Source organism: Achromobacter sp. UBA2119 (assembly GCF_002331005.1).
Classification (GTDB): domain Bacteria; phylum Pseudomonadota; class Gammaproteobacteria; order Burkholderiales; family Burkholderiaceae_B; genus Achromobacter; species Achromobacter animicus.
Map to the genome: position 1 here is coordinate 229,281 of NZ_DCYD01000003.1, position 22,090 is coordinate 251,370.

At 66.8% G+C, this 22,090-nt stretch carries 21 protein-coding genes; 15 read left to right on the forward strand and 6 right to left on the reverse strand.

Annotated features, from left to right (window positions below; all coding sequences use genetic code 11):
- Positions 1-273: 273 nt before the first annotated feature.
- A complete protein-coding gene (cheD, locus tag B3098_RS02815; RefSeq protein ID WP_286890665.1) occupies positions 274-1,077 on the forward strand; it encodes a chemoreceptor glutamine deamidase CheD in 804 nt (267 codons plus the stop codon).
- Positions 1,078-1,133: 56 nt separating this feature from the next.
- On the opposite strand, the gene B3098_RS02820 is transcribed toward cheD, so the two are convergent.
- Complete coding sequence (locus B3098_RS02820) at positions 1,134-2,117, reverse strand: GlxA family transcriptional regulator (protein ID WP_239215144.1); 984 nt, start codon at positions 2,115-2,117, stop codon at positions 1,134-1,136.
- A 255-nt stretch (positions 2,118-2,372) separates the two neighbouring features.
- Between B3098_RS02820 and B3098_RS02825 the strand changes: the two genes are divergently transcribed.
- The 4 genes from B3098_RS02825 to B3098_RS02840 all read left to right on the forward strand — a co-directional run bounded on the left by B3098_RS02825 (position 2,373) and on the right by B3098_RS02840 (position 5,644).
- Positions 2,373-3,059 (forward strand): M24 family metallopeptidase, encoded by a 687-nt coding sequence (locus B3098_RS02825; protein ID WP_218342701.1) that lies wholly within the window; start codon positions 2,373-2,375, stop codon positions 3,057-3,059.
- 48 nt (positions 3,060-3,107) lie between these two features.
- Positions 3,108-3,638, forward strand: a complete 531-nt coding sequence (gene thpR / locus B3098_RS02830) for an RNA 2',3'-cyclic phosphodiesterase (protein WP_286890669.1) — start codon at positions 3,108-3,110, stop codon at positions 3,636-3,638.
- Positions 3,639-3,674: 36 nt separating this feature from the next.
- Complete coding sequence (locus B3098_RS02835) at positions 3,675-4,235, forward strand: 5'-3'-deoxyribonucleotidase (protein WP_175122194.1); 561 nt, start codon at positions 3,675-3,677, stop codon at positions 4,233-4,235.
- Positions 4,236-4,306: 71 nt separating this feature from the next.
- Positions 4,307-5,644, forward strand: a complete 1,338-nt coding sequence (locus tag B3098_RS02840) for an NAD(P)H-dependent oxidoreductase (RefSeq protein ID WP_056559741.1) — start codon at positions 4,307-4,309, stop codon at positions 5,642-5,644.
- Between the two features lie 90 nt (positions 5,645-5,734).
- Here the strand turns inward: B3098_RS02840 and B3098_RS02845 are convergent, their stop codons facing one another.
- Positions 5,735-6,481 carry a FadR/GntR family transcriptional regulator gene (locus B3098_RS02845; RefSeq protein ID WP_175139547.1) on the reverse strand — a complete coding sequence of 249 codons (747 nt, stop codon included), beginning with the start codon at positions 6,479-6,481 and terminating at the stop codon, positions 5,735-5,737.
- Between the two features lie 149 nt (positions 6,482-6,630).
- A complete protein-coding gene (locus tag B3098_RS02850; protein WP_218342698.1) occupies positions 6,631-7,368 on the reverse strand; it encodes an SDR family NAD(P)-dependent oxidoreductase in 738 nt (245 codons plus the stop codon).
- A gap of 491 nt (positions 7,369-7,859) precedes the next feature.
- On the opposite strand from B3098_RS02850, the gene B3098_RS02855 reads away from it, so the two are divergent.
- From B3098_RS02855 to lpdA, 10 genes are all read left to right on the forward strand, one after another.
- Positions 7,860-9,095 carry a branched-chain amino acid ABC transporter substrate-binding protein gene (locus B3098_RS02855; protein ID WP_279973697.1) on the forward strand — a complete coding sequence of 412 codons (1,236 nt, stop codon included), beginning with the start codon at positions 7,860-7,862 and terminating at the stop codon, positions 9,093-9,095.
- 146 nt (positions 9,096-9,241) lie between these two features.
- Complete coding sequence (locus tag B3098_RS02860; RefSeq protein ID WP_056559748.1) at positions 9,242-10,183, forward strand: branched-chain amino acid ABC transporter permease; 942 nt, start codon at positions 9,242-9,244, stop codon at positions 10,181-10,183.
- Positions 10,180-11,460, forward strand: a complete 1,281-nt coding sequence (locus tag B3098_RS02865) for a branched-chain amino acid ABC transporter permease (RefSeq protein WP_175139544.1) — start codon at positions 10,180-10,182, stop codon at positions 11,458-11,460. Before B3098_RS02860 ends, B3098_RS02865 begins: the two co-directional genes overlap by 4 nt.
- The gene (locus tag B3098_RS02870; RefSeq protein WP_286890673.1) at positions 11,457-12,209 is read left to right on the forward strand and encodes an ABC transporter ATP-binding protein; all 753 of its coding nucleotides are present in this window, start codon (positions 11,457-11,459) and stop codon (positions 12,207-12,209) included. Before B3098_RS02865 ends, B3098_RS02870 begins: the two co-directional genes overlap by 4 nt.
- Positions 12,206-12,925, forward strand: a complete 720-nt coding sequence (locus tag B3098_RS02875; RefSeq protein ID WP_056559753.1) for an ABC transporter ATP-binding protein — start codon at positions 12,206-12,208, stop codon at positions 12,923-12,925. Before B3098_RS02870 ends, B3098_RS02875 begins: the two co-directional genes overlap by 4 nt.
- Positions 12,926-12,960: 35 nt before the next feature.
- Positions 12,961-13,755, forward strand: a complete 795-nt coding sequence (locus B3098_RS02880; protein ID WP_286890675.1) for an SDR family NAD(P)-dependent oxidoreductase — start codon at positions 12,961-12,963, stop codon at positions 13,753-13,755.
- Between the two features lie 40 nt (positions 13,756-13,795).
- Complete coding sequence (locus tag B3098_RS02885; protein WP_286890677.1) at positions 13,796-15,979, forward strand: alpha-ketoacid dehydrogenase subunit alpha/beta; 2,184 nt, start codon at positions 13,796-13,798, stop codon at positions 15,977-15,979.
- Positions 15,976-16,464: a VOC family protein gene (locus B3098_RS02890; protein WP_286890678.1), complete on the forward strand. Its 489-nt coding sequence runs from the start codon at positions 15,976-15,978 to the stop codon at positions 16,462-16,464. The genes B3098_RS02885 and B3098_RS02890 overlap by 4 nt, the downstream gene beginning before the upstream one ends.
- Before the next feature lie 10 nt (positions 16,465-16,474).
- Complete coding sequence (locus tag B3098_RS02895; protein WP_286890680.1) at positions 16,475-17,842, forward strand: pyruvate dehydrogenase complex dihydrolipoamide acetyltransferase; 1,368 nt, start codon at positions 16,475-16,477, stop codon at positions 17,840-17,842.
- Between the two features lie 8 nt (positions 17,843-17,850).
- Positions 17,851-19,248, forward strand: coding sequence for a dihydrolipoyl dehydrogenase (gene lpdA, locus B3098_RS02900; protein WP_286890683.1), 1,398 nt, complete (start codon positions 17,851-17,853; stop codon positions 19,246-19,248).
- Positions 19,249-19,406: 158 nt separating this feature from the next.
- Here lpdA and B3098_RS02905 read toward each other — a convergent pair whose 3' ends face one another.
- Genes B3098_RS02905 through B3098_RS02915 form a run of 3 tightly spaced genes read right to left on the reverse strand, consistent with a single transcriptional unit; the run spans position 19,407 to position 21,926 of the window.
- Positions 19,407-20,288: a LysR family transcriptional regulator gene (locus B3098_RS02905; protein ID WP_286890684.1), complete on the reverse strand. Its 882-nt coding sequence runs from the start codon at positions 20,286-20,288 to the stop codon at positions 19,407-19,409.
- Between the two features lie 19 nt (positions 20,289-20,307).
- Positions 20,308-21,663 carry a type II toxin-antitoxin system HipA family toxin gene (locus tag B3098_RS02910; protein WP_414631256.1) on the reverse strand — a complete coding sequence of 452 codons (1,356 nt, stop codon included), beginning with the start codon at positions 21,661-21,663 and terminating at the stop codon, positions 20,308-20,310.
- Between the two features lie 2 nt (positions 21,664-21,665).
- Entirely contained in the window at positions 21,666-21,926 is a 261-nt protein-coding gene (locus B3098_RS02915; protein WP_175139537.1) for a helix-turn-helix transcriptional regulator, read from the reverse strand.
- Positions 21,927-22,090 lie beyond the last annotated feature (164 nt).

Below are 22,090 nucleotides of genomic sequence, written 5' to 3' on the forward strand. Positions count from 1 at the left end.
CGTTTGAACCCCCTTCATCCCCGTGATCCGGGGAAAGACCACAAAACAGCCTGTGTAGGATGGGTGCCTGCCCTCCGCACAGGCGTTTTTGCGTGCGGGCGACAGAAGACGTTCCAATAAACGACGCTTTGGCCGTACTTACACAGTTTTCTCCCATTGACTGCCGGGATATGCAAGAATAAAGCGACATTTTTTTACATGTTTTGTCACAATTGCCGCTTCTCCTTGCATTTCTAGTGTCTCAATCGCCGTTTTTGCCCAGATATCAGTCCAATGGCCGCTCTTGAAGCCCGCGCAACGCGTCACTACTACGACAGCGCGTTCCAATCTCAGGCAGTGAAAGTGCTCCCGAACGAGTACTACGTCACCAGCGAGAACATGATGATCTCGACCGTCCTGGGATCCTGCGTGGCGGCTTGCATCCACGACCCGGTCACGGGCGTGGGCGGCATGAACCACTTCATGTTGCCCGAAGGCGACATGCAGTCGCCCGCATCGGCCACCATGCGCTACGGCGCCTTTGCGATGGAAGTGCTGATCAACGAACTGCTCAAGGCCGGCGCCTCGCGCGACCGCCTGGAAGCCAAGGTGTTCGGCGGCGGCGCAGTGCTGGCGGCCATGCAGCAGATGAACATCGGCGAGCGCAACGGCGAGTTCGTCCTGAACTACCTCAAGACCGAAGGCATCCCCGTCAAGGCGCAGGATCTGGGCGACGTGCACGCGCGCCGCATCAACTACTTCCCGCGCGACGGCCGGGTGATGGTGCGCAAGATGGCGCCGCACCACCAGCGCGCCGAAGAGATCATCGCCAAGCGTGAGCAAGAGGCGGCGCAAAGCGCGGCCGCCAAGACGGCCACGCCGCAACGGGTCGAGCGCTTTGCACGGCCCGGCGTCGAGCGGTTTGATCGTCCGGGCGTGGAACGGTTTGATCGTCCTGGCGTCGAGCGGCTGAACCGCCCGGGCGTCGAACGATTCGACCGCCCCGCCGCGCGCCCCGGCGTGGAACGCTTCGACCGCCCTGCCCGGCCGGGCGTTGAACGCTTTGACACGGGTGTGACTCGCCGCACGAAGCCTTGAACGGCGAGCGGCGCGATCCCCGCCCCTGAACGGCAAGCATCCTGCCGTCCCACGCGCTAATCAGCAAGCGCCGCGCCGCCCTGCCCCAGGCTGAAACTGGTCCGGTATTGGCTGGGCGACACGCCCAAACGGCGGGTGAATGCCTCGCGTAAGTGGCGCGCATCGCGAAAACCGCATTCATACGCGACCGTCTTGAGCGGCGCGCCGTCGCGCTCCAGGCGCGCCCGCGCCGCGTCCACCCGCGCGCTTTCCACGAATTCCGCCGGCGTCACGCCCGCATCCCGCCGGAACACCCGTGAGAAATTGCGGCGGCTCATCCGGGCCACGGCGGCCAGCTCTGCCAGGCCCAAGTCGCCGGACAGGTTGGTCAGCACATGCTGCTGCACCTGCGCGACCACCGAGGTTTCCTCGACGAACGGGGTCAGAAACGGACTGAACTGCGATTGCCCGCCAGCGCGCTGCGTGAACACCACGAGCCGCTTGGCCACGTTCAGCGCGACCTCTGCGCCGTGATCCTGCGCCAGCAGATACAGCGACAGATCGATGCCTGCCGTGACACCCGCCGACGTATGCAGGCGGCCGTCCTGCACATACAACCTGTCCACCTCGACCCGTAACGCCGGATACTGCGCGGCCAACGCCTGCGCATCGTTCCAGTGCGTGGTGACGACCGCGCCATCGGGCAGTCCCGCGCGTGCAAGCAAGAAGGCGCCGTTGCAGATCGACCCGTACCGCGGCGCGCGCCGGCAGGCCGCCCGCAGCCAGACCAGCGCCTCGTCGGGCTCGCGCGCAGCCGGCAGGTTCGGGCCTCCCGCGACCAGCAATAGGTCTGGGGTGTCAGACACCTCGGCGTAATGCCGCTGCGGCAGGATCGTCATCCCGTTGGAGCACGGTACCGCGCCGCGCGTGAGGCCGATGATCTCCAGCCGGTATTGCCGGGCCGGCGCCAGAAAGCGGTTCGCTTCCGCGAACACATCCATGGGGCCGCTGACGTCCAGGGCCTGCACCCCGGGGAACACGACAAGGGCGACGGTTTTCATGGCGGGTGACGGGCGTACAAAGGAAAACCGCTACGTTAGCCCAGCGCCAACCATGTGCGGCGGCCCACGCGAATCCTTGGCCTTGAAACGCGCCATGGCGGCCCGAATCCGTCCTTGCCTGCGTCGCTGGCCCGTCCACGCGCCAGCCTGGCGCGATTCCGTCCCGCCGGGCGCTCGCGGGCCTGCCCTCTTCTGCCCAGACTGGCACCTGTCCGGCGCGGCATGCCGCTGCGCCAGCCACATAGGAATTCCGCCATGACGATGCCTCTTTCCCCCGCCAGCGAACGCGTTGGCCCCGCCTTCTCCGTGGACGGCATGCTGCGGGCGCGCAACAAGACGCGCCAGGCCATTGCCGACATCGCCGCCCGCATCCAGCCCGGCATGGTGGAGGAAGACGCCGTGAGGCTCGCCAAGCAGACACTCATCGACGCCGGCATGGCCCTGAGCTGGCATCCCACGCGGGTGCGCTTTGGCGCCAACACGCTCAAGTCCATGCGCCAGCCGTCCGAGCCGGGCGCGGTGCTGGGCGAAGACGACATTTTCTTTCTGGACATCGCACCCCGCCTCGACGCCTGGGAAGGCGACGGCGGCAAGTCATTCGTATTGGGTGGCAACGCCGAGCAGGCGCGCTGCGCGCGCGATGCCGAAATCCTCTTCCACGACGTGCGCGACCGATGGTTGCGCGAACGCCTGACCGGCCATGCGCTCTATGCCCACGCCGACCGCCAGGCGCGCGCCATGGGTTGGGCGCTGAACTTCGAGCTGCCCGGCCACCGGATTTCCGACTTTCCCCACGCGGCCATTCACACCGGGTCGCTTGCCGATCTGGACATCGCGCCGTCGGACATGCGCTGGATCCTGGAGATCCACCTACTGGATCCCCAACGCCGGTTCGGCGCGTTCTTCGAGGACATGCTGCTGGACGACGAGCATTACGGCTGAAGGAAAACGGTGGGCCCGCCCCTCGCAGACGCGACCTACAATCAGCGCATGTCCACCATCCGCCTCTTCTACGCGCTGTGGCCGTCTCCCCCGCTAGCGGCGTCGCTGGCCGGCTGGGCGGAAGCCGCAAAGCCGGCCATGGGCGGACGCGCCATGCGCACCGAGACGCTGCATCTGACGCTCGCCTTCCTGGGGCCCGTCGACAGCGCCCTGGCCGACGAGCTGGCGGGCGCCACGCCCGAACGCCGCCTGACGCCGGGCGATGTGCGGCTGGACCGCTACGGGGTCTTCCACCGCCAGCGCATTCTCTGGGCGGGTCCCGCCGAGACGCCCCCGGGGCTGCAGCAGGCCCACGACGATCTCTGGCAGTGGCTGTCCGGCTATGGACTGACCCCGCCGACCCAGCCGTTCCGCCCGCACGTCACATTGCTGCGCAACATCACGCACGCCGCGCCGCCCGCCGACGCGCCCGCGCCGCTGGACTGGCATTACGACCGCATGGTGCTGGTCGCGTCCGAATCGCTGACCGGCGGCAGCCGTTACCGCATCGTGGCGCAATCCCGGCCGCTGGGCGGCTAGGGCACAATCCTACGGTTGCCAACGTTTGGGACCCCCATGATCATCCTGCTGGATCAAGACGGCGTGCTGGCCGATTTCGAACACGCCTTCATCGACGCCTGGCGCGAACGCCACCCGGACATCGCGCCCATCGCGTTCGAGGACCGCAAGTCCTTCTACATCCGCGAGGATTACGGCCCCGAACTACGCGGCATGGCCGAGGCGATCTACACCGCGCCGGGTTTCATCCGCAATCTGCCGCCCGTGCCCGGCGCGCTGGACGCCGTCAAGGAACTGCTGGCGCTTGGCATGGATGTGCGGATCTGCTCGTCGCCGCTGTCGCAGTTTGAAAACTGCGTCGCCGAAAAATACCTGTGGGTGGAAAAGAATCTGGGCCGCGAGGCCACCAACCGGCTGATCCTGACCAAGGACAAGACGCTGGTGCAGGGCCATCTGCTCATCGACGACAAGCCGCATATCGAAGGCGCCGTGCGGCCGCGCTGGAAGCACATCCTGTTCGACGCGCCCTACAACCGCGAGGTGACGGACCGCCCGCGCATCACCTGGCAGAACTGGCGCAACGTGCTGGCCGGCGAGCTCTATACGGCAGATGCCTGAGTCCTGTTCAGGCGTCATCGTTTGGGACTATCCTGTGGAGTCGTACGCCCCACCCAGGAGGAGCCCGCGCCATGAATCTGTACCGTCTGCTCAAGCAGCGAGAAGCCGACCACAAGCCGCTGCGCGTCGCATTGTTGGGCGCCGGAAAGTTCGGCGCCATGTTCATGAGTCAGGCCCCGCGCACGCCGGGGATGCGGCTGGTCGCCGTTGCGGACCTGGTGCCGGACCGGGCTCGCGCCGCGCTGACCCGGGTCGGCTGGCCCGCAGGCGCGCTCAACGCCAGCAGCATCAATGACGCGTACAAGAACGGCAAGGTCTATTTCTGCGACGATGCGCGCACCGTCATCGCCAGTCCCGACGTAGACATCGTCATCGACGCCACCGGCCAGGCCGCGGCCGGCATCACGCATGTGCTGACCTGCTGCGAATACGGCAAGCACATCATCATGGTCAACGTCGAAGCCGACGCGCTGGCCGGCCCGCTGCTGGCGCGCCGCGCCCGCGAGGCGGGCATCGTCTATTCGCTGGCCTACGGCGACCAGCCTGCGCTGATCTGCGAAATGGTGGACTGGGCGCGCGCCAGCGGCTTTGAAGTCATGGCCGCCGGCAAGGGCACCAAGTACCTGCCGGAATTCCATACGTCCACGCCCGATACCGTCTGGCCCTATTACGGCTTCACGGCGGAGATGGTGGCGGCGGGCGACTTCAATGCGCAGATGTTCAACAGCTTCCTGGATGGCACCAAGAGCGCCATCGAGATGGCGGCCGTCTCCAATGCCACGGGCCTGCTGCCCTCGCCGTCCGGCCTGCACTTTCCGCCGTGCGGCGTGGACGACCTGGCGCGTGTGCTGCGTCCCCGCGAAGATGGCGGCATGCTGCACCATCGCGGCCAGGTCGAGGTGATTTCGTCGCTGGAACGCGACGGCCGGCCGGTGTTCCGGGACCTGCGCTGGGGCGTGTACGTCACGCTGGCGGCCGACAGCGACTACGTGCGCCGCTGCTTCCAGGAATATGGCCTGGTCACCGATCCGAGTGGCAATTTCACCGCCATGTACAAGCCGTACCACCTGATCGGGCTTGAGTTGGGCATCAGCGTGGCCAGCGTAGGCCTGCGGCGCGAGCCGACGGGTGCGCCGGCCGGCTGGCATGGTGACGTCGTGGCGACGGCCAAGCGCGACCTGCAAGCCGGCCAGATCCTGGACGGAGAAGGCGGCTATACGGTGTACGGGCGCCTGATGCCGGCCCCCGATTCGGTCGAGGAAGGCTATCTGCCGCTGGGGTTGTCGAACAAGGTCAAGCTGAAGAATCCCGTGCGCCAGTCGCAGGCGATCCGCTGGCGCGATGTGGAATACGACGAACGCTCGACGGCGGTGCAGTTCCGGCGCGAGATGGAGCAGACGTTCGCGTAAAAAGCGGCGCGCCGCGCTCGTCATGGGCGATCAAGCCGGGTCCCGTCAGACCGGGTCGCGTCAGACCGGGTCACGGTAGACCAGGTCGCACTAGACCGGCGCCGGGCGCTCCGCCTGAAACAATCGCAGCCGATCCGCCGCATTGCGCAGATGCTGTTCGGCCGCGCGGCCCGCCGCATCGGGGTCCCCGGCTTCGATGGCAGCAAAGATGGCCTGATGCTCACTCTGCACCGCGGCCATGCGCTCTGCATACATCCGCGCGGTGTTGTTGCGCGCACTGCGGATGACGCGCCGCACGTTCGCTTCCAGATAATCGTTCAGCGCCACCAGATGCGGGTTGTGCGTGGCCTGCACGATGGCCTGGTGGAATTGGTAGTCTTCCTCGTCGCCCAGCTTGTCGTTGATGAGCGCGTACTCCATGCCCACCAGCGCCTGCCGCATCTTTTTCAAATCAGGATCGGTGCGCCGCTGCGCCGCATAGCGCGCCGCCGTGACCTCGATGGACAGCATCAGCTCAAGGATGTGTTCCAGGTCCTGGTTGTCGCCCGGCGTGGGCGCGGCGATGCGAAAGGCGTTCTTCTGAAAGTTCGGATCGACGAACACGCCGCTGCCTTGCTGCGACGTGACCAGGCCTTCGGATTTGAGGCGAGCCAGCGCTTCGCGCACGACCGCGCGGCTGACCGAATGCATTTCGGTCAATTGCTTTTCGGTGGGCAGACGGTCGCCGGGGGCCAGCACGCCTTGGCGTATCTGGTCGGCCAGGGCATCCGCCACCGCCGCGGATAGCGAACTGCGAGGCGCGGCGCGCGTCGGATCGGATTCTTGACTGGGCTGCATGGGGATCTTCAAACGTGAGGGCGGCGCGCGGGTGCGGCGGCCATGTTTATAGGAATGTCTCGCGTGGGGGTCCTGACAGGCATCTTCGCGGCAGCGCCTTGGAAATTATAGATTTGCCGGTTCGTCCCGGCGCGCCGCGTTCCTGCACTTTAAGCGATGTAGATCCCGCCATTGACCTGCATGACCTCGCCCGTCACAAATGACGCCAGCGGCGAGCACAGGAACGCGATGGTGCCCGCGATCTCCTCGGCCGTGCCAAAGCGGCGCAGCGGCGTGCTTTCCAGCAACTGCGCGCCCTTCTGCCCGATCAGGTCATGCGTCATGGACGTGGCGATGATGCCGGGCGCCACCGCGTTCACGCGGATCTGCGGGGCCAGTTCCAATGCCAGGCTGCGGGTGAAGCTCTGCACCGCGCCCTTGGACGCGGAATAGGCGGCGTGGGCATAGCTGCCGCGCTGCGCGGCCAGCGACGTCAACAGGACGATCGAACCGTCGTGGCGCAGATGGCGCTGGGCGGCGCGGCACACGTAGAACGTGCCGTCCAGATTCACGCGCATCAGCGTGCGCCAGGACTCGTCGCTGGTGTCCTTGACGAGCTGTTCCGGGTAGATGCCCGCGCAGTGGACCAGGTGATCCAGCCCACCGAAATGCTTGGCCGCCGCCTCGAACACCCGTTCGCAATCGTGCGACACCGACACGTCCAGCGCATACGTGTAGACGCGCTGCCCGGTGGGGTCGAGCTCTGCCGCCACCTCCTCCAGCCGCGCGTTGTCGATGTCGGTCAGCACCAGCCGCGCGCCGTGCGCGGCCATGAGGCGCGCCGTCGCCAGCCCGATGCCGTTGCCCGCGCCAGTGATGGCGGCAACCTGCCCCTCAAACGAAATCATCCTGTCTCCTGAAGCTGTTTTTAGCGGTCCGCGGCGCTGTCGCGGCAACGGTGCAAATTCCGATTGAACTGCTGAATCCGTTGCTTGACACGAGAAAAACGCCTGGCCTATGATTTATCGGACAACTTGCTAAAGTTGCCTGACAACTTGTGCTGACAGCGTAAATCAACGGACGCTTTCAGGCAAGTCAGTCAGAAAAACACGGCGACACGCCGCATAAACAGGCAGGGGACAACCAGGTGAACTTCACCGGCAGCATGACCGCATCCGCGCCCTCGGCACGTCCGACGGCGCACCTTCAGACGCCCCGGCGGATTCGTGCCCTGCCCGGCTGGCGTTTCGCCCCGGCGCCTTGTGCGACCGTGGCCGCCGCCACTTTTCCGTCCTCGCTCCCCATCGCTTTCGCGCCCTCCCGGCGCGGCGGCGATGCGGCGCGCGCGCCTGCCTGACCCACGCAATCACCACACTCCCGTTCAACGGAGGAGACACGCATGAAATTGGCTTTCACCACCGGTCTGCTGTGCCTGGCCGGACTCGCCGCCACCGCCCACGCCGCGCCCGTCAAGATCGGCCTGATCGAAACGCTGTCGGGCCCGCAGGCCTCGACCGGCCTGATGTTCCGTGCCGCGGTCAAATACGAGCTGGATCGCATCAACGCCGCCGGCGGCTGGAACGGCCAGCCGCTGGAGCTGGTGGAGTTCGACAACCAGGGCGGCCCGGTGGGCGCCTCCGACCGCTTCCGCGCCGCTGCCGCCGAGGGCGTGCAAGTGCTGGTGCAAGGGTCGTCATCGGCGATTTCGGGCCAGTTGACGGAAGACGTGCGCAAGCACAACCTGCGCAACCCCGGCAAGGAAATCGTCTTCCTGAACGTGGGCGGCGAGGCGCTTGAGCTGACCGGCCAGAAGTGCCACTTCTACCACTTCCGCTTCACCACCAACGCCGACCTGCGCGTGAAGGCGCTGGCGTCGGTGATGTCGGCCGACGGCACGCTGGGCAAGCGCGTGTACGCCATCAACCAGAACTACTCCTGGGGCCAGGACATGGAAGGCGCGACCGAGCGCTTTGCCAAGGACTACGGCTACGAGGTGGTGGGCAAGACACTGCACGAGGTCAACAAGATCCAGGACTTCGCACCGTACGTGGCGCGCATCCGTTCGGCCACGCCGGACACGGTGATCACCGGCAACTGGTCCAACGACCTGCTGCTGCTGATGAAGGCCACGCAGGCCGCCGGCCTGAAGGTGCGCTTTGCCACGGTGTTCCTGGACCAGGTGGGCAACCTGGCCAACGCCGGCGAAGTCGCAATGGGCCATTACATCGCGCACCCGTACAACATCGAGGCCGCGGGCGAGGAAGGCGCGAAGTTTGCCGAGGACTACAAGTCCAAGACCGGCCACTACCCCAGCTACACCGAGCCGCAGACCGTGATCGGCGTTCGCTTCCTGGGCGAAGCCTTAAAGCAGGTCAAGCCCAAGGACGGCAAGCTGTCGGTGCCCGAACTGGCCGTCGCGCTGGAGCAGGTCACCTACAAGTCGGTGCTGGGCGACTACACGATGCGCGCCGAAGACCACCAGGTGCAACTGCCGATGGTCGTGTCCAAGGTCAGCAAAAACGCCAAGTACAAGGCCGACGGCACCGACATGGGTTTTGAACCGGTCAAGGTGCTGGCCGCGGCCGACGTGTCCGCGCCGGTGCAGGCCACCTGCAAGATGCAACGTCCGAAGTGATGTCCGCGCGGCGGCCCGGGCGCTGAAACGCGAACGGGCCGCCGCCGGCACATGACAAGCGCACACCCGGCGCGGGCCGGGAAAAAACAACGTGCGCAATCGCTCGCGGGACGCCCGGCGTCCCGCGCAAGAATCCTGGAGCGGACATGGAATACTTTACCGTCTCGCTGTTGAACGGCGTGATCTACGGCCTGCTGCTATTCATGGTGTCGGCAGGCCTGACATTGATTTTCGGAATGATGGGCGTGCTGAACTTTGCGCACGCCTCGTTCTACATGATTGGCGCCTACGCCGCCTACACGCTGACGCCCGTCACGGGCTTCTGGGCGGCCCTCGTGCTGGCCACGATCATTTCGGGCGTGCTGGGCATGGGCGTCGAACGCTTTTTCCTGCGCCGCGTGCACAAGTTTGGCCACGCGCAGGAACTGCTGGTGACCTTCGGGCTGGCGTTCATCGTCGCCGAGCTGGTCAAGCTTTTCTACGGCGATTTTCCCGTCGACTACCGCGTGCCGCAGTTCCTGAACTTCGCGGCGTTCCGCGTGTTCGACGCGGACTATCCGTTCTACCGCCTGCTGATGGGCGGCGTGTCGATCGCGATGTTCGCGGTGATCTACCTGCTGCTGTCGCGCACCCGCGTGGGCATCGTGGTGCGCTCGGCCATCTACCGTCCGCGCATGGCCGAGGCACTGGGCCACAACGTGCCGCTCGTCTTCATGAGCGTGTTCGGCGTGGGCGCCGCGATGGCGGGCCTTGCCGGCGCGGTGGCGGGCGCGTTCTACACCACCAACCCGAACATGGCGCTGGAACTGGGCGTGCTGGTGTTCGTGGTGGTCGTGGTCGGCGGACTGGGTTCGCTGGAAGGCGCAATGATCGCCTCGCTGTTGATCGGCCTGATCAGCTCGTTCTCGGTCGGCATCGACGCCAGCCTTGCGACGTTGTTCGGCCTGTTCGGCGCGCGTGACTGGGCCGAAAGCGTGGGTGGCCTGATGACCGTGAAGATCTCCAGCCTGGCCGCGACGCTGCCGTTTCTGCTGATGCTGGTGGTGCTGCTGGTCAAGCCGTCGGGACTGAAGGGAGAGCAGGCATGAGCCATACCGCTACCTCCACCGGCCGCGCCACGGGCGCGCTGCTGTTGATCCTGTGTGTGGCCGCGCTGTGCGCGCTGCCGTGGCTGCTGCCTGCCGGCCAGCTCGTGGCGGCCGTGCAAATGCTGATTGCCGCACTGTTTGCCTGCGCCTTCAATTTGCTGGCCGGCCAGGGCGGCATGCTGTCGTTCGGTCATGCCGCGTACTTTGGCGTCGGCACCTTTGCCACCATCCATGCGATGAATGCGCTGGGCGGCGCAGGCCTGCTGCCCACGCCGCTGATGCCGCTTGTCGGCGGCGTGGCCGGGCTGCTGTTCGGCGTGGTCGCCGGCTGGTTCGCCACCATGCGCTCGGGCGTGTACTTTTCGATGATCACGCTGGCGCTGGCCGAACTGCTGCACGCGCTGGCGCCGCACCTGAAAGGCGTCTTCGGCGGCGAGGCAGGCGTATCCGCCATGCGCATGCCTGCGTGGGGTTTTACCTTCGGGTCCGACATCGAGGTCTATTACCTGGTGCTGGCCTGGGTGGTGGTGTCGCTGGCCGCGCTGTACGGCCTGACGCGCACGCCGCTGGGCCGCCTGACGCTGGGCCTGCGCGAAAACGCCAACCGCCTGCGCTACCTGGGCTACCGCCCGCATGCGCTCAAGACCATGGTGTTCGCGCTGTCGGCGATGTTTGCCGGCATCGCGGGCGGCCTGCAGGCGCTGAACATCGAGGCCGGCAACTACGTGCTGTTCGAGGTCAAGCTGTCCACCGACGCGGTGCTGTTCGCCTACATCGGCGGCGTCAACGCGTTCCTGGGTCCGGTGCTGGGCGCGTCCATCCTGACGTTTCTGTCGCAGACGCTGGCCGACATCACGCGGTCCTGGCTGCTGTATCAAGGCATTCTGTTCGTGCTGGTGATGCTGTTCGTGCCGGACGGCCTGGTCGGACTGGTGCAACGCGCGGCCAAGTCGCTGCGCGAGCGCGGCCTGGCCAACTGGCTGCCCCGCGCCGCGGTGTCGGTGGCCGGCGGTCTGCTGCTGACCGGCGCCACCGTCTTCACCGTCGAACTCTTGCAACGCATGTTCGCGCGCGATTACCGCGCCCTCCTCGCCATGAACCCCGAGGCCGGCTGGCCCGCCATCCCGCTGTTCGGCCAGGAGTGGGCGCCGCTTGCCGTGTCGACCTGGCTGGTGCCGCTGGCGTTGTTCGCCGCCGGCCTTGCCGCCTGCCGCTGGGCGCTGACCCTGTGGCGTGACGCCGGGGAAGCCGCCCCTCTGCTGGAGCCCGCCAAATGAGCCACGAGATCCTGACCCTGACCGACGTGCGCAAATCCTTTGGTGAAGCGCAGATCATCCGCGGCGTGAACCTGGCGATCGAAGCCGGCGAACGCCACGCCGTCATCGGCCCCAATGGCGCGGGCAAGTCCACGCTGTTTCACCTGATGTCGGGCTCGTTCGCGCCCACGTCGGGCGACATCAGCCTGCGCTCGCGGTCCATCGGCGGCCTGGCGCCCGAGGCCATCAACCGGCTTGGCCTTGCGCGCTCGTTCCAGATCACCAACGTGTTCCCGCGCCTGTCGGTGCGCGAGAACCTGCGGCTGGCGGTGCTGCGCATGCACGGGCTGGTCTACAACTTCTGGCGGCCGATTGCGCGCAACCGCGCCGTCAATGAAGACGTGGACCGCCTGATGGAAAAGGTGCGGTTGACGGCCAAGCAGGACACGGCGGCCGGCGACCTGAACTACTCCGAGCAGCGCTCGCTGGAAATCGGCATGACGCTGGCGTCGCGCCCGAAGGTGATCTTGCTGGACGAACCCATGGCCGGCATGTCGCAGCACGAGGTCGACTACACGGTCGAACTCATCAAGGACGTAACGCGCGACTGCACCCTGCTGATCGTCGAACACGACATGCAGGTGGTGTTCTCGCTGGCCGATCGCATCAGCGTGCTGGTCTACGGCGAGATCCTGGCCACCGGCACTCCCGCCGCGATCCGCGGCGACGCTCGCGTGCGCGAGGCCTACCTGGGAGAGGAAACGGTATGACGACGCAATCCCCCCTCTTGTCGCTGCAGGGCGTGCATGCCCACTATGGCAAGAGCCACATCCTGCACGGCATCGACCTGTCGATCGGGCGCGGCGAAGTGGTCAGCCTCCTGGGCCGCAACGGCGCGGGCCGCTCCACCACCATGAAAAGCATCATGGGACTGGTGGACGTGACCGGCGGCCGCATCGCCATCGAAGGCCGCGACATCACCAACAAGCGCCCCTTCGAAATCGCGCGCGCCGGCCTGGCCTTCGTGCCCGAGGAACGCGAGGTGTTCGCCAACCTGACGGTGGACGAGAACCTGCGCATGGGCGAGCAGCCCCGGCGCGACGATGCGCCGTACTGGACCGTGGCGCAGATGTTCGACTACTTCCCGCGCCTGAAGGAACGCAGCAGCACGAAGGCCGGCAACCTGTCGGGCGGCGAGCAGCAGATGCTGACCATGTGCCGCTCGCTGCTGGGCAACCCCAAGGTCATCCTGATCGACGAGCCCACCGAAGGCCTGGCGCCCAAGATCGTCGAGGTGATCGCCGACGTGATCCGGGATATCCACAAGCAGGGTGTGTCAGTGGTGCTGGTCGAGCAGAAGCTGACGATCGCGCTGAAGGTGTCCACGCGCGTGAGCGTGATGGGCCACGGCCGCATCGTGTTCGAAGGACCGCCCGCGCAGCTCCATGAGCGCCAGGACGTCGTCCAGGAATGGCTGGCGGTCTAGCCGGCCTACGTACTCATCCATTACAGGCACACATCGTGGACAACACCACTGAAGTCATCCATCCGGAGCTGCGCGGCCAGACGGTCGTCATCACCGGCGGCGCGAAGGGCATCGGCTACAGCACGGCGCAGGCGTTTGCGCGCCAGGGCGCGCGCGTCGCGCTGCTGGACATGGACGCCGCCGCGCTGGAGGCGGCTGTCGCAAGTCTGGCGGCAACGGGAACCGGCGCACGGGCCATGGCCGTGCAGGCGTCCGTCACCGACGCCGACGCGGTTGAACGCGCCTTCGCGCAGGTTGCCGAAACCTGGGGCGGCATCGACGTGCTGGTCAACAACGCCGGCATCTCGGCCAACAAGCCCACGCTGGAAGTCACCGTGGACGAATGGCGCCGCGCCGTGGACATCAACCTGACCGGCGTCTTCCTGTGCGCGCAGGCCGCGGGCCGGCGCATGGTGCCCGCGGGCTCGGGCAGCATCATCAACCTGGCCTCCATGTACGGCGTGGTGGCCGCCCCCGACCGTGCGGCCTACTGCGCCACCAAGGGCGCGGTGGTGCTGCTGACCGAGACGCTGGCCGTCGAATGGGGCCCGTCGGGCGTGCGCGTCAACGCGCTGGCGCCGGGCTACGTCGAAACCGACCTGGTGCGCGACCTGGCGGCGCGCGGCCGGCTGGATCCCGAACGCCTCAAGCAACGCACGCCGCTACGCCGCATGGCGCAGCCGGCCGAAATGGCCGACCTGGCGGTTTTCCTGGCGTCGCGCCAGGCCGCCTACATCACCGGACACACCCTGGTGGCCGACGGCGGCTGGAGCCGCTACAGCTACCTCTGATTGCCCCCGACGCTTACAAAAACACTCTGGAGATTCATTCATGGCCACCTACCAACCGCTTGAGCCCCAGGCGCCCTGGCGGCAACTGACGGCCGAGGCCTCGGACTGGCAGCAGGCTGACCCCGCGCTGCTCGGCACGATGCTGACCCAACTGCACTGGATCCGCGCTTTCGAGGAAGCCGTGCTGGAGCTGGCCGCCGAAGGCCTGGTGCACGGCCCCGCGCACTCGTCGGTGGGCCAGGAAGGCGGCGCCGTCGGTTCGGTGCTGGCCCTGGGCGCAGGCGACCAGATCAACGGCTCGCATCGCGGCCACCACCAGTTCCTGGCGAAGGCGCTGCAACACGTCGCGCCGCTTGGACTGGATCCGCGCAACCCGCTGACGCCCGCCATCGACGAAGTCCTGCACAAGACGCTGGCCGAGATCATGGGCCTGGCCAACGGCTATTGCCGCGGCCGCGGCGGCAGCATGCACTTGCGCTGGCTGGAAGCCGGCGCATTGGGCACCAACGCGATCGTCGGCGGCGGCGTGCCGCTGGCGGCCGGCGCGGGCTGGGCGCACAAACATGCGGGCACGGACCGCGTAGCCGTCACGTACTTTGGCGACGGCGCGGTCAACATCGGGTCGGTCCTGGAAACGATGAACCTGACCGCCGCGTGGAAGACGCCGCTGTGCTTCTTCATCGAGAACAACCGCTACGCCGTCTCCACCACCGTGGAAGAGTCCACCGCCGAGCCGCGCCTGTCCGCGCGCGGGCTGGCCTTCAACATTCCGTCCTGGAAAGTCGACGGCATGGATCCGCTGGCCGTGCACCTGGCCATGTCGGAAGCCGTTGCGCACATGCGTGCCGGCAACGGTCCGACCATCGTCGAAGTGGACGTCTACCGCTTCTTCCACCAGAACGGCCCCTTCCCCGGCAGCGCCTTCGGCTACCGCACCAAGGACGAAGAGGCGCAGTGGCGCCAGCGCGATCCGCTGGACCGCATCGTCTCGGAAATGATCGCTCGCAAGCTCGTCACGCAGGCGGACGTGGACGCGCTGCGTCAACGCTGCAAGGACGTGATGAAGGACGTGTCCGGCCGCCTGACTGAAGCGGCGGACGGCGGCAAGCGCCGCGTGCGCGCCGACCTGTGGCCCAGCCCTGATTTCCGCGACGTAGGCCTGCGCAGCGACGGCGCTGAACTGGAAGGCCTGCGCTACCAGGAAGCCGCCGACCACACCGGCGCGAAGGTGACGCGCAAGTTCGTCGATGCGGTGGCCGACGTGCTGGACCGCCGCATGGAAACCGACCCGGGCGTCGTCGTACTGGGCGAGGACGTGCACCGCCTGAAGGGCGGCACCAACGGCGCCACGCGCGGCCTCAAAGACAAGTACCCGGACCGCGTGCTGGGCACGCCGATCTCCGAGAACGCCTTTGCCGGACTGGGCGGCGGGCTGGCGATGGACGGCCGCTACAAGCCCGTCGTGGAATTCATGTACCCGGACTTCATGTGGGTCGCGGCCGACCAGATCTTCAACCAGATCGGCAAGGCGCGTCACATGTTCGGCGGCGACATCGACGTGCCGTTCGTGCTGCGCACCAAGGTCGCGATGGGCACGGGCTACGGCTCGCAGCATTCGATGGACCCGGCCGGCATCTTCGCTACGGCGCCCGGCTGGCGCATCGTCGCCCCGTCCACGCCGCACGACTACGTCGGCCTGATGAACACGGCGCTGGCGTCCAAGGATCCGGTGCTGGTCATCGAGCACGTGGATCTGTATGCGTCGTCGGGCGACGTGCCCGACGGCGACCTGGATTACGCCATTCCCTTCGGCCGCGCACAAGTGCGCCGCGAAGGCGGCAAGGTCACCATCCTGACGTACCTGTCCATGGTCAGCCGCGCGCTGGCTGCGGCTGAACAGGCCGGCGTGGACGCCGAAGTCATCGACCTGCGCACGCTGGACCGCGCCAGCCTGGACTGGGACACCATCGGCGCCAGCATCCAGAAGACCAACAACGTCCTGATCGTGGAGCAAGGCGCGCGCGGCACGTCCTACGGCGCCATGCTGGCCGACGAGATCCAGCGCCGCTACTTCGACTGGCTGGACCAGCCGGTCAAGCGCGTCACCGGCGGCGAAGCCTCGCCCAGCATCTCGAAGGTGCTGGAACGCGCGGCGTTCGCCGACACCGACGAGGTGATGGCGGGTCTGGCCGACGTGCTGGCCGATCTGGGAGAAAAGTCATGAGCGCCCTGCATATGACCGTGCCGATGGAAGTCGGCATTTGCTGCACGGACCTGGATGCGCTGGCCGCGTTCTACACCGGCGTCATGGGCTTGAAGCTGGTGAACCGCGTCACGGTGCCCGCCGACAAGGCTCGGGCAACGGGCCTCACGGCGCACGGCTACGACGTCGCGCGCTTGCAGACGCCGTACGGCGAGCGCATCAAGCTGCTGCAACCGGCCGTCGCGCCTGAACCCGCCGTGCGCGGCGCGGCGATCCTGGACCGCCAGGGCGCCGCCTACCTCACCTTCATCGTGCGCGACCTGCGCGGCGTGGCGCGCGATCTGGAATCGAAGGGCGTCGTCTTCGACAGCGCACCCGCGCCCATGGAAGTGCGGCCCGGCACGTGGCTCGCCTTCTTCCGTGACCCCGAAGGCAATGTGCTCGAACTCGTTGAATACGACGACCCCGCCGCGTACCGGCCCGACCTGGCCGGCGCCGCTGAATAGGAAGAACATCGTGGCAACCCTCATCAAACTCCCATCCGTAGCCGCCGACGCCTCGGGCGGCATCCTGCATCAGTGGCTCAAGCAGGAAGGCGACCGCGTTGCCGTCGGCGATTCGCTGGCGGAAGTCGAAACCGAAAAGGCCATCGTCGAGATCAACGCCGAACAGGCCGGCGTGCTGGGCCGCATCGTGGTCCAGGCCGGACCGGCGTCGGTGCCGATCAACACCGTGATCGGCGTGCTGATCGCGGATGGTGAAGACGCGGCGGCGATTGATCGTGCGCTGGCTGAGCAGGGTGGCGCGGCGGCGGCGACGGAATCGGCTGCTGGAGCGTCGGCTGGGGCGGCAACGGCTGCCTCGGCGGCGGGCGGAACGTCGGCTGGTGCTGCGTCGCCCGGCGGGACACCGAACGCCGGAGCGCCGACAGGGCAAACGGCTATGGCCGGCAACGTCGCGTCCGGCGCTGCCACTGCCTCGCAGCAAGCCGGCAGCGCGTCCGCATCCTCGACCGCTGCCGTTCCCGGCGGCCGGCTCTTCGCCAGCCCCGTCGCCCGGCGCCTTGCCGCGCAATGGCACGTCGACCTGCTGGGCGTCACCGGCACCGGTCCGCATGGCCGCATTGTGCGGCGCGATGTCGAGTTGGCGCGTGACCGCGCGCCAGCCGCAGCGCCCGCCACCGCGCCGCTCGCCGGCCGCCCCGCCGCGCGCCGCGTGCCGCACACCGGCATGCGCCGCGCCATTGCGCGCCGCCTTACCGAAAGCAAGCAGCACGTGCCGCACTTCTACCTGACCGTCGACTGCCGCATGGACGCGCTGCTGGCCCTGCGCGCGCAGGCCAACCACGGCGGCGCGGTGAAGTTGTCGGTCAATGACTTCATCGTCCGCGCCGCCGCGCTGGCGCTGCGCGAGGTGCCCGAGGTCAACGCGTCCTGGCACGACGACGACATCGAATTCCACGCGGGCGCCGACATCTCGGTGGCGGTTGCTACCGACGGCGGCCTGGTCACGCCCATCGTGCGCGACGCCGACTTGAAGTCCCTGTCCGCCGTCGCGGCAGAGATCGTCGAACTGGCCAAGCGCGCCAAGGTCAACCGCTTAAAGCCCGAGGAGTTCACCGGCGGCTCGCTGACGGTCAGCAACCTGGGCATGTACGGCATCAGCCAGTTCGCCGCCATCATCAATCCGCCGCAGGCCGCCATCCTGGCCGTCGGCGCGGCCGAACGCCGGCCGGTGGTCGACGCCGACGGACAGCTGATGGCCGCCACCGTGATGACGGTGACGCTGTCGGCCGACCATCGCGTCGTGGACGGCGCGGTCGGCGCGCGCTGGCTGGCCGCCTTCCGCGCGCTGATCGAAAACCCCGTGCGCATCCTGCTGTGAGCCCCGCCATGACGAAGACGAGTTTTGATCTGGTGGTGGTGGGCGGCGGGCCGGGCGGTTACGTGGCTGCAATCCGTGCCGCGCAGTTGGGCATGTCGGTCGCGCTGGTCGAGCGCGCCGAATTGGGCGGCATCTGCTTGAACTGGGGCTGCATTCCCACCAAGGCCTTGCTGCACAGCGCGACCGTGCTGCGCGCCTGCCGCGAGGCCGCGCACTACGGCGTGACGGGCGCGGCAGAAGCGCGTCCCGATCTGGCCGCGATGGTCGCCCGGTCACGCAAGGTGGCCGGCCGGCTGGGCCAGGGCGTGGCGCACTTGATGAAGAAGAACGGCGTGACGGCGTTCGCGGCCACCGCCCAGCTTGCGGGCGCGGGCAAACTGGCGCTGGACAACGGCGCCACCCTGTCGGCCAAGCACATCATCCTGGCCACCGGCGCGCGTGCTCGCGAACTGCCGGCGCTGCCCATCGGCGAACGCATCTGGGCCTACCGCCAGGCGCTGCTTCCGACCGAAATCCCGAAGTCGCTGCTGGTCGTGGGCGCGGGCGCCATCGGCGCCGAGTTCGCCAGCTTCTATCGCGCGGTGGGCGCAGAGGTCACGCTGATCGACATGACGCCGGAGATCCTGCCGCAGGAAGACGCCGAGATTTCGCAGTTGGCGCGCAAGGCCTTTGAGAAGCAAGGTATCCGCGTGTTGACCCTTTGCGCGGTGACGGCCTCGTCGACCGCCGCCGACGGCGTCAAGGTGACGTTGGAGCATGACGGCAAAAAGATCGAACAGACGTTCGACCGCGTCATCGTCGCCGCCGGCATTGTCGGGACCGTCGAGAACCTAGGACTGGAGAGGACGCGCGTCAAGGTCGAGAAGACGCACATCGTCACCGACGGCCTGTGCCGCACCGGCGAGCCGGGCGTCTACGCGATCGGCGACGTGGCCGGCGCGCCGTGGCTCGCCCACAAGGCCAGCCACGAAGCGGTGCTGTGCGTGGAGGCCATCGCCGGGTTGCCGGTGCATGCCATCGATCCGCTGCGCATTCCCGCCTGCACGTATTCCTATCCGCAGGTTGCCAGCATCGGCATGACCGAAGCCCGCGCGCGTGAACACGTCACGAAGACCGGCGGCGAGATCCGTGTCGGGAAATTCACCTTCGCCGGCAACGGCAAGGCGATTGCGATGGGCGAGGATCAGGGCCTCGTCAAGACGGTGTTCGACGCCAAGTCAGGCGAACTGCTGGGCGCGCATATCATCCATCCGGAGGCGTCCGAGCTGATCACGGGCTATGGCGTCGCAGCGTCGTTGGAGGCCACCGAAGAAGACCTGATGCACACCGTGTTTGCGCACCCGACGCTGTCGGAAACGCTGCACGAGTCGGTGCTGGCGGCGTTTGGAAGAGCGCTGCACGCGTAGCAGTTGTCCACAGGTGTCAGACACCTTCGTCGTTCATCGGTGTCTGACACCCTTGCGGCATCGGTTCAGCCTGACGCGAATCGTCCCGGGTGTCTGACACCGGCGCACTACGCGATTTGGCTCTTAAACACCCCCACATTACGCCGCCACGCAACGCCTCAAATCCTGCCCGCGTAAAAATCCAGAAAACACGCAATGCGCCGCGACAGCTGCGTGTTGCGGTGATACACCGCGTGCATCGGCTGCAGGTGATCGGTGTATTCGCTTTCCAGCACCTTCACCAGGCGCCCGGCCGCGATATCCTCGCGCACCACAAAATCCGACAGGCAGGCAATGCCAACGCCGCGCAGCGCCAGTTGCCGCTGCGTCTCGCCGCTGGACGTCGCAAGCGTCGGCGTCGCCTGAAAACTTGAACCGCCGGCATGGCGCAGCGGCCAGAGGTTCAGGCTCTCTGGCTGCGTGAAGCCCAACACTTCATGGCCCGCCAGATCCTCCACCGTGCGCGGCGCGCCACGCCGCGCGATGTAATCAGGACTGGCCATCATCCAGCGCGGCGACGGCCGCAACGCGCGAGCATGCAGCGTGGAATCGGTCAGCGGGCCCATGCGCAGCGCGACGTCGGTGCGATGCTCCATCAGATCCACGATTCGATCGTTGCTGGTCAGTTCCAGCGAAATCTCCGGATACGCGCGCCGGAACTCGGTAACGTGCGGCACTACGCAGTGCAGCATCACCGGCACCGACGCGTCCACGCGCAGACGGCCCGCGGGCCGCTGGTGGACCATGCGCATGCACTCCTCGGCCTCTTCCAGCGCCGCCACGATCTGCCGCGCCTTCGGCAGAAAATGCCGGCCCTCTTCGGTCAGCTCCATACGGCGCGTGGTGCGGTTCAGCAGCGTGACGCCCAGGTCTTCTTCAAGCCGATGCAGGCCGCGGCTGACCCCCGATGCGGTCTGGCCAAGCATTTCGGCGGCGGCGCTGAGGGAGCCGGCGTCGACCACGCCAAGGAACAGGCGCAAGGCATCGGAATTCAGAGACATTGGTTCGGACTCCTTCTGGCTAACCTGCCAGTCTGTCTGCTGCGGCCTGCAGCCCCTGGAGGATGGTATCGGCCACGTGCTCGGGAAACGCGGGCGGCAAAATGTCTCGCACCGCGCGCACCACATGCGGCGTACGCGAAACCAGATCGTCGACCACCGTCTCCACGCCCCGGCCGTCCGGCGCCACGACACCATGTTCCGCACCGACGGCAAGCCAATGCCGCCGCAGAATGTCGCGCATGAGCCAGTGGGTGTTCTTGGTGCGCACAGCCATGGCCATGCGTGCCTTGAACGGCGACAACTGGTTGGCGCCGGTACCGATGACGGGATAGGCAGACAGTACGTCATACAACGGCGTGAGCTCGTACGCGCCGCCGGGTCGCAGAAAAATGCTGAAGTTCTTCGCGTGGCCATCCGTGGCGCGCAGCATCCAGAACAGGACCTGCGACTGGAAAAACGTGCGCCGGTCGCGATCGGGGTCGCGCGAGGTGGCCAGCAGCTTCATGATGCTGCGCATGCCAGGTCCCCCATCGGATTCATATTTCAGATGCGGCGGCGTGCCCGTCGCCTGGCACATGTCTTCCTGCGGCAGGCGGATCAGCCAGCGCTTGCCATCATCGTTGCGCCACCACAGGCGGTCGAACCGCTCGACCGCCAGCACCTTCATGTCTTCGAACATCAACGGCTGGGTGCGCGCCACCGGCAGCCCGTACGCATGGAGAATCTCGGAACACAGCCACTCGTTCTCCACCGAATGACTCATGTCGAACTTCAGGTTGCCGACGAGGCCGAGCGGCATTTTGAAGATATGCGTGGTCGGCGTGGCGCCGTGAGGCCTGCACCAACTCCCATCGAGCCACAGCATGGCCGTCTTTTCCTGGGCCCCGGCGATCGAGATGCGGAACCCGTCATCGTCGTCCGCATTGCGCCCGCCCAAAGGTCCGGGAGTCAGGGTGCTGCGCAGCGCCTGGGCCACTTGCGCATCGCTGAGGGGAATGGCGTCGACCTGCGTCACGGGGTCAGGCGCCACGCCGCGGGGCAGGACCTGAACAGCGCCCACACAATCCCGACCAACTTCGGCCAACAACGAGAACGCATCAGTGGAACCCGCCTGGAACCGCCGCGCGACGCGTTCGCGAATGTTTTGGCTGTCGGGCAGCAGATTCTCGAAATAGCTGCGCACGATCTGTCCGCGATGCGGCGGGTTGCCCGGCGTGAAGGGGAGCGAAAGCGAAAGTGGCCGCCCCCGGCCCGAGGCAGTCCATGCCTCGTCGTACTGGAGCGTCTCGCCGATCTGGGGCTGGACGCTCCAGACGCCCACGAAGTCCCCGTTCATCCAGAGATCCAGAGCGCGGTGGTGTGATCGTCGGCCCATGGCTACCAATCCGGTGTGGCCGATGTTTTGGACGCTGAGGATTTTTCCCGTTGCCGCAACACGACTTCCACGCCCAGGATGCCGAGGATCTCCAGCAACCTGTCAGCGCCAAGCTTGCCGGCGTTGCGCTCAAACGCCGAAAGCGTTTGCTGCGTGACGCCAAGACGCAGGGCAGCCTCAGCCTGGGTCATGCCCGCCTGTTTGCGGAAGGCCCGGAGCAAGGCGGGAAGCTGGTCCGCCGTGCGGACAGTGAAGTCGGACATGCCAGCCCTTGAAGGTGAGGTTTACAGATTCTAGGTTGTAAAACTGGAATACGCAACGTAGGCTGTATTTATCAAATACAACTCGTAAGCTGTATTTGTAGATTACAACGTGCAAGCTGTAATCGATCCTCCCCCTCCCGATGCGGGCCATAGCAAGATGCGCA

Bases quoted from the DNA above. Each gene is read 5' to 3' on its own strand.
- cheD (WP_286890665.1), top strand. From the start codon at position 274: ATGGCCGCTCTTGAAGCCCGCGCAACGCGTCACTACTACGACAGCGCG.
- B3098_RS02820 (WP_239215144.1), bottom strand. From the start codon at position 2,117: ATGAAAACCGTCGCCCTTGTCGTGTTCCCCGGGGTGCAGGCCCTGGAC.
- B3098_RS02825 (WP_218342701.1), top strand. From the start codon at position 2,373: ATGACGATGCCTCTTTCCCCCGCCAGCGAACGCGTTGGCCCCGCCTTC.
- thpR (WP_286890669.1), top strand. From the start codon at position 3,108: ATGTCCACCATCCGCCTCTTCTACGCGCTGTGGCCGTCTCCCCCGCTA.
- B3098_RS02835 (WP_175122194.1), top strand. From the start codon at position 3,675: ATGATCATCCTGCTGGATCAAGACGGCGTGCTGGCCGATTTCGAACAC.
- B3098_RS02840 (WP_056559741.1), top strand. From the start codon at position 4,307: ATGAATCTGTACCGTCTGCTCAAGCAGCGAGAAGCCGACCACAAGCCG.
- B3098_RS02845 (WP_175139547.1), bottom strand. From the start codon at position 6,481: ATGCAGCCCAGTCAAGAATCCGATCCGACGCGCGCCGCGCCTCGCAGT.
- B3098_RS02850 (WP_218342698.1), bottom strand. From the start codon at position 7,368: ATGATTTCGTTTGAGGGGCAGGTTGCCGCCATCACTGGCGCGGGCAAC.
- B3098_RS02855 (WP_279973697.1), top strand. From the start codon at position 7,860: ATGAAATTGGCTTTCACCACCGGTCTGCTGTGCCTGGCCGGACTCGCC.
- B3098_RS02860 (WP_056559748.1), top strand. From the start codon at position 9,242: ATGGAATACTTTACCGTCTCGCTGTTGAACGGCGTGATCTACGGCCTG.
- B3098_RS02865 (WP_175139544.1), top strand. From the start codon at position 10,180: ATGAGCCATACCGCTACCTCCACCGGCCGCGCCACGGGCGCGCTGCTG.
- B3098_RS02870 (WP_286890673.1), top strand. From the start codon at position 11,457: ATGAGCCACGAGATCCTGACCCTGACCGACGTGCGCAAATCCTTTGGT.
- B3098_RS02875 (WP_056559753.1), top strand. From the start codon at position 12,206: ATGACGACGCAATCCCCCCTCTTGTCGCTGCAGGGCGTGCATGCCCAC.
- B3098_RS02885 (WP_286890677.1), top strand. From the start codon at position 13,796: ATGGCCACCTACCAACCGCTTGAGCCCCAGGCGCCCTGGCGGCAACTG.
- B3098_RS02890 (WP_286890678.1), top strand. From the start codon at position 15,976: ATGAGCGCCCTGCATATGACCGTGCCGATGGAAGTCGGCATTTGCTGC.
- lpdA (WP_286890683.1), top strand. From the start codon at position 17,851: ATGACGAAGACGAGTTTTGATCTGGTGGTGGTGGGCGGCGGGCCGGGC.
- B3098_RS02905 (WP_286890684.1), bottom strand. From the start codon at position 20,288: ATGTCTCTGAATTCCGATGCCTTGCGCCTGTTCCTTGGCGTGGTCGAC.
- B3098_RS02910 (WP_414631256.1), bottom strand. From the start codon at position 21,663: ATGGGCCGACGATCACACCACCGCGCTCTGGATCTCTGGATGAACGGG.
- B3098_RS02915 (WP_175139537.1), bottom strand. From the start codon at position 21,926: ATGTCCGACTTCACTGTCCGCACGGCGGACCAGCTTCCCGCCTTGCTC.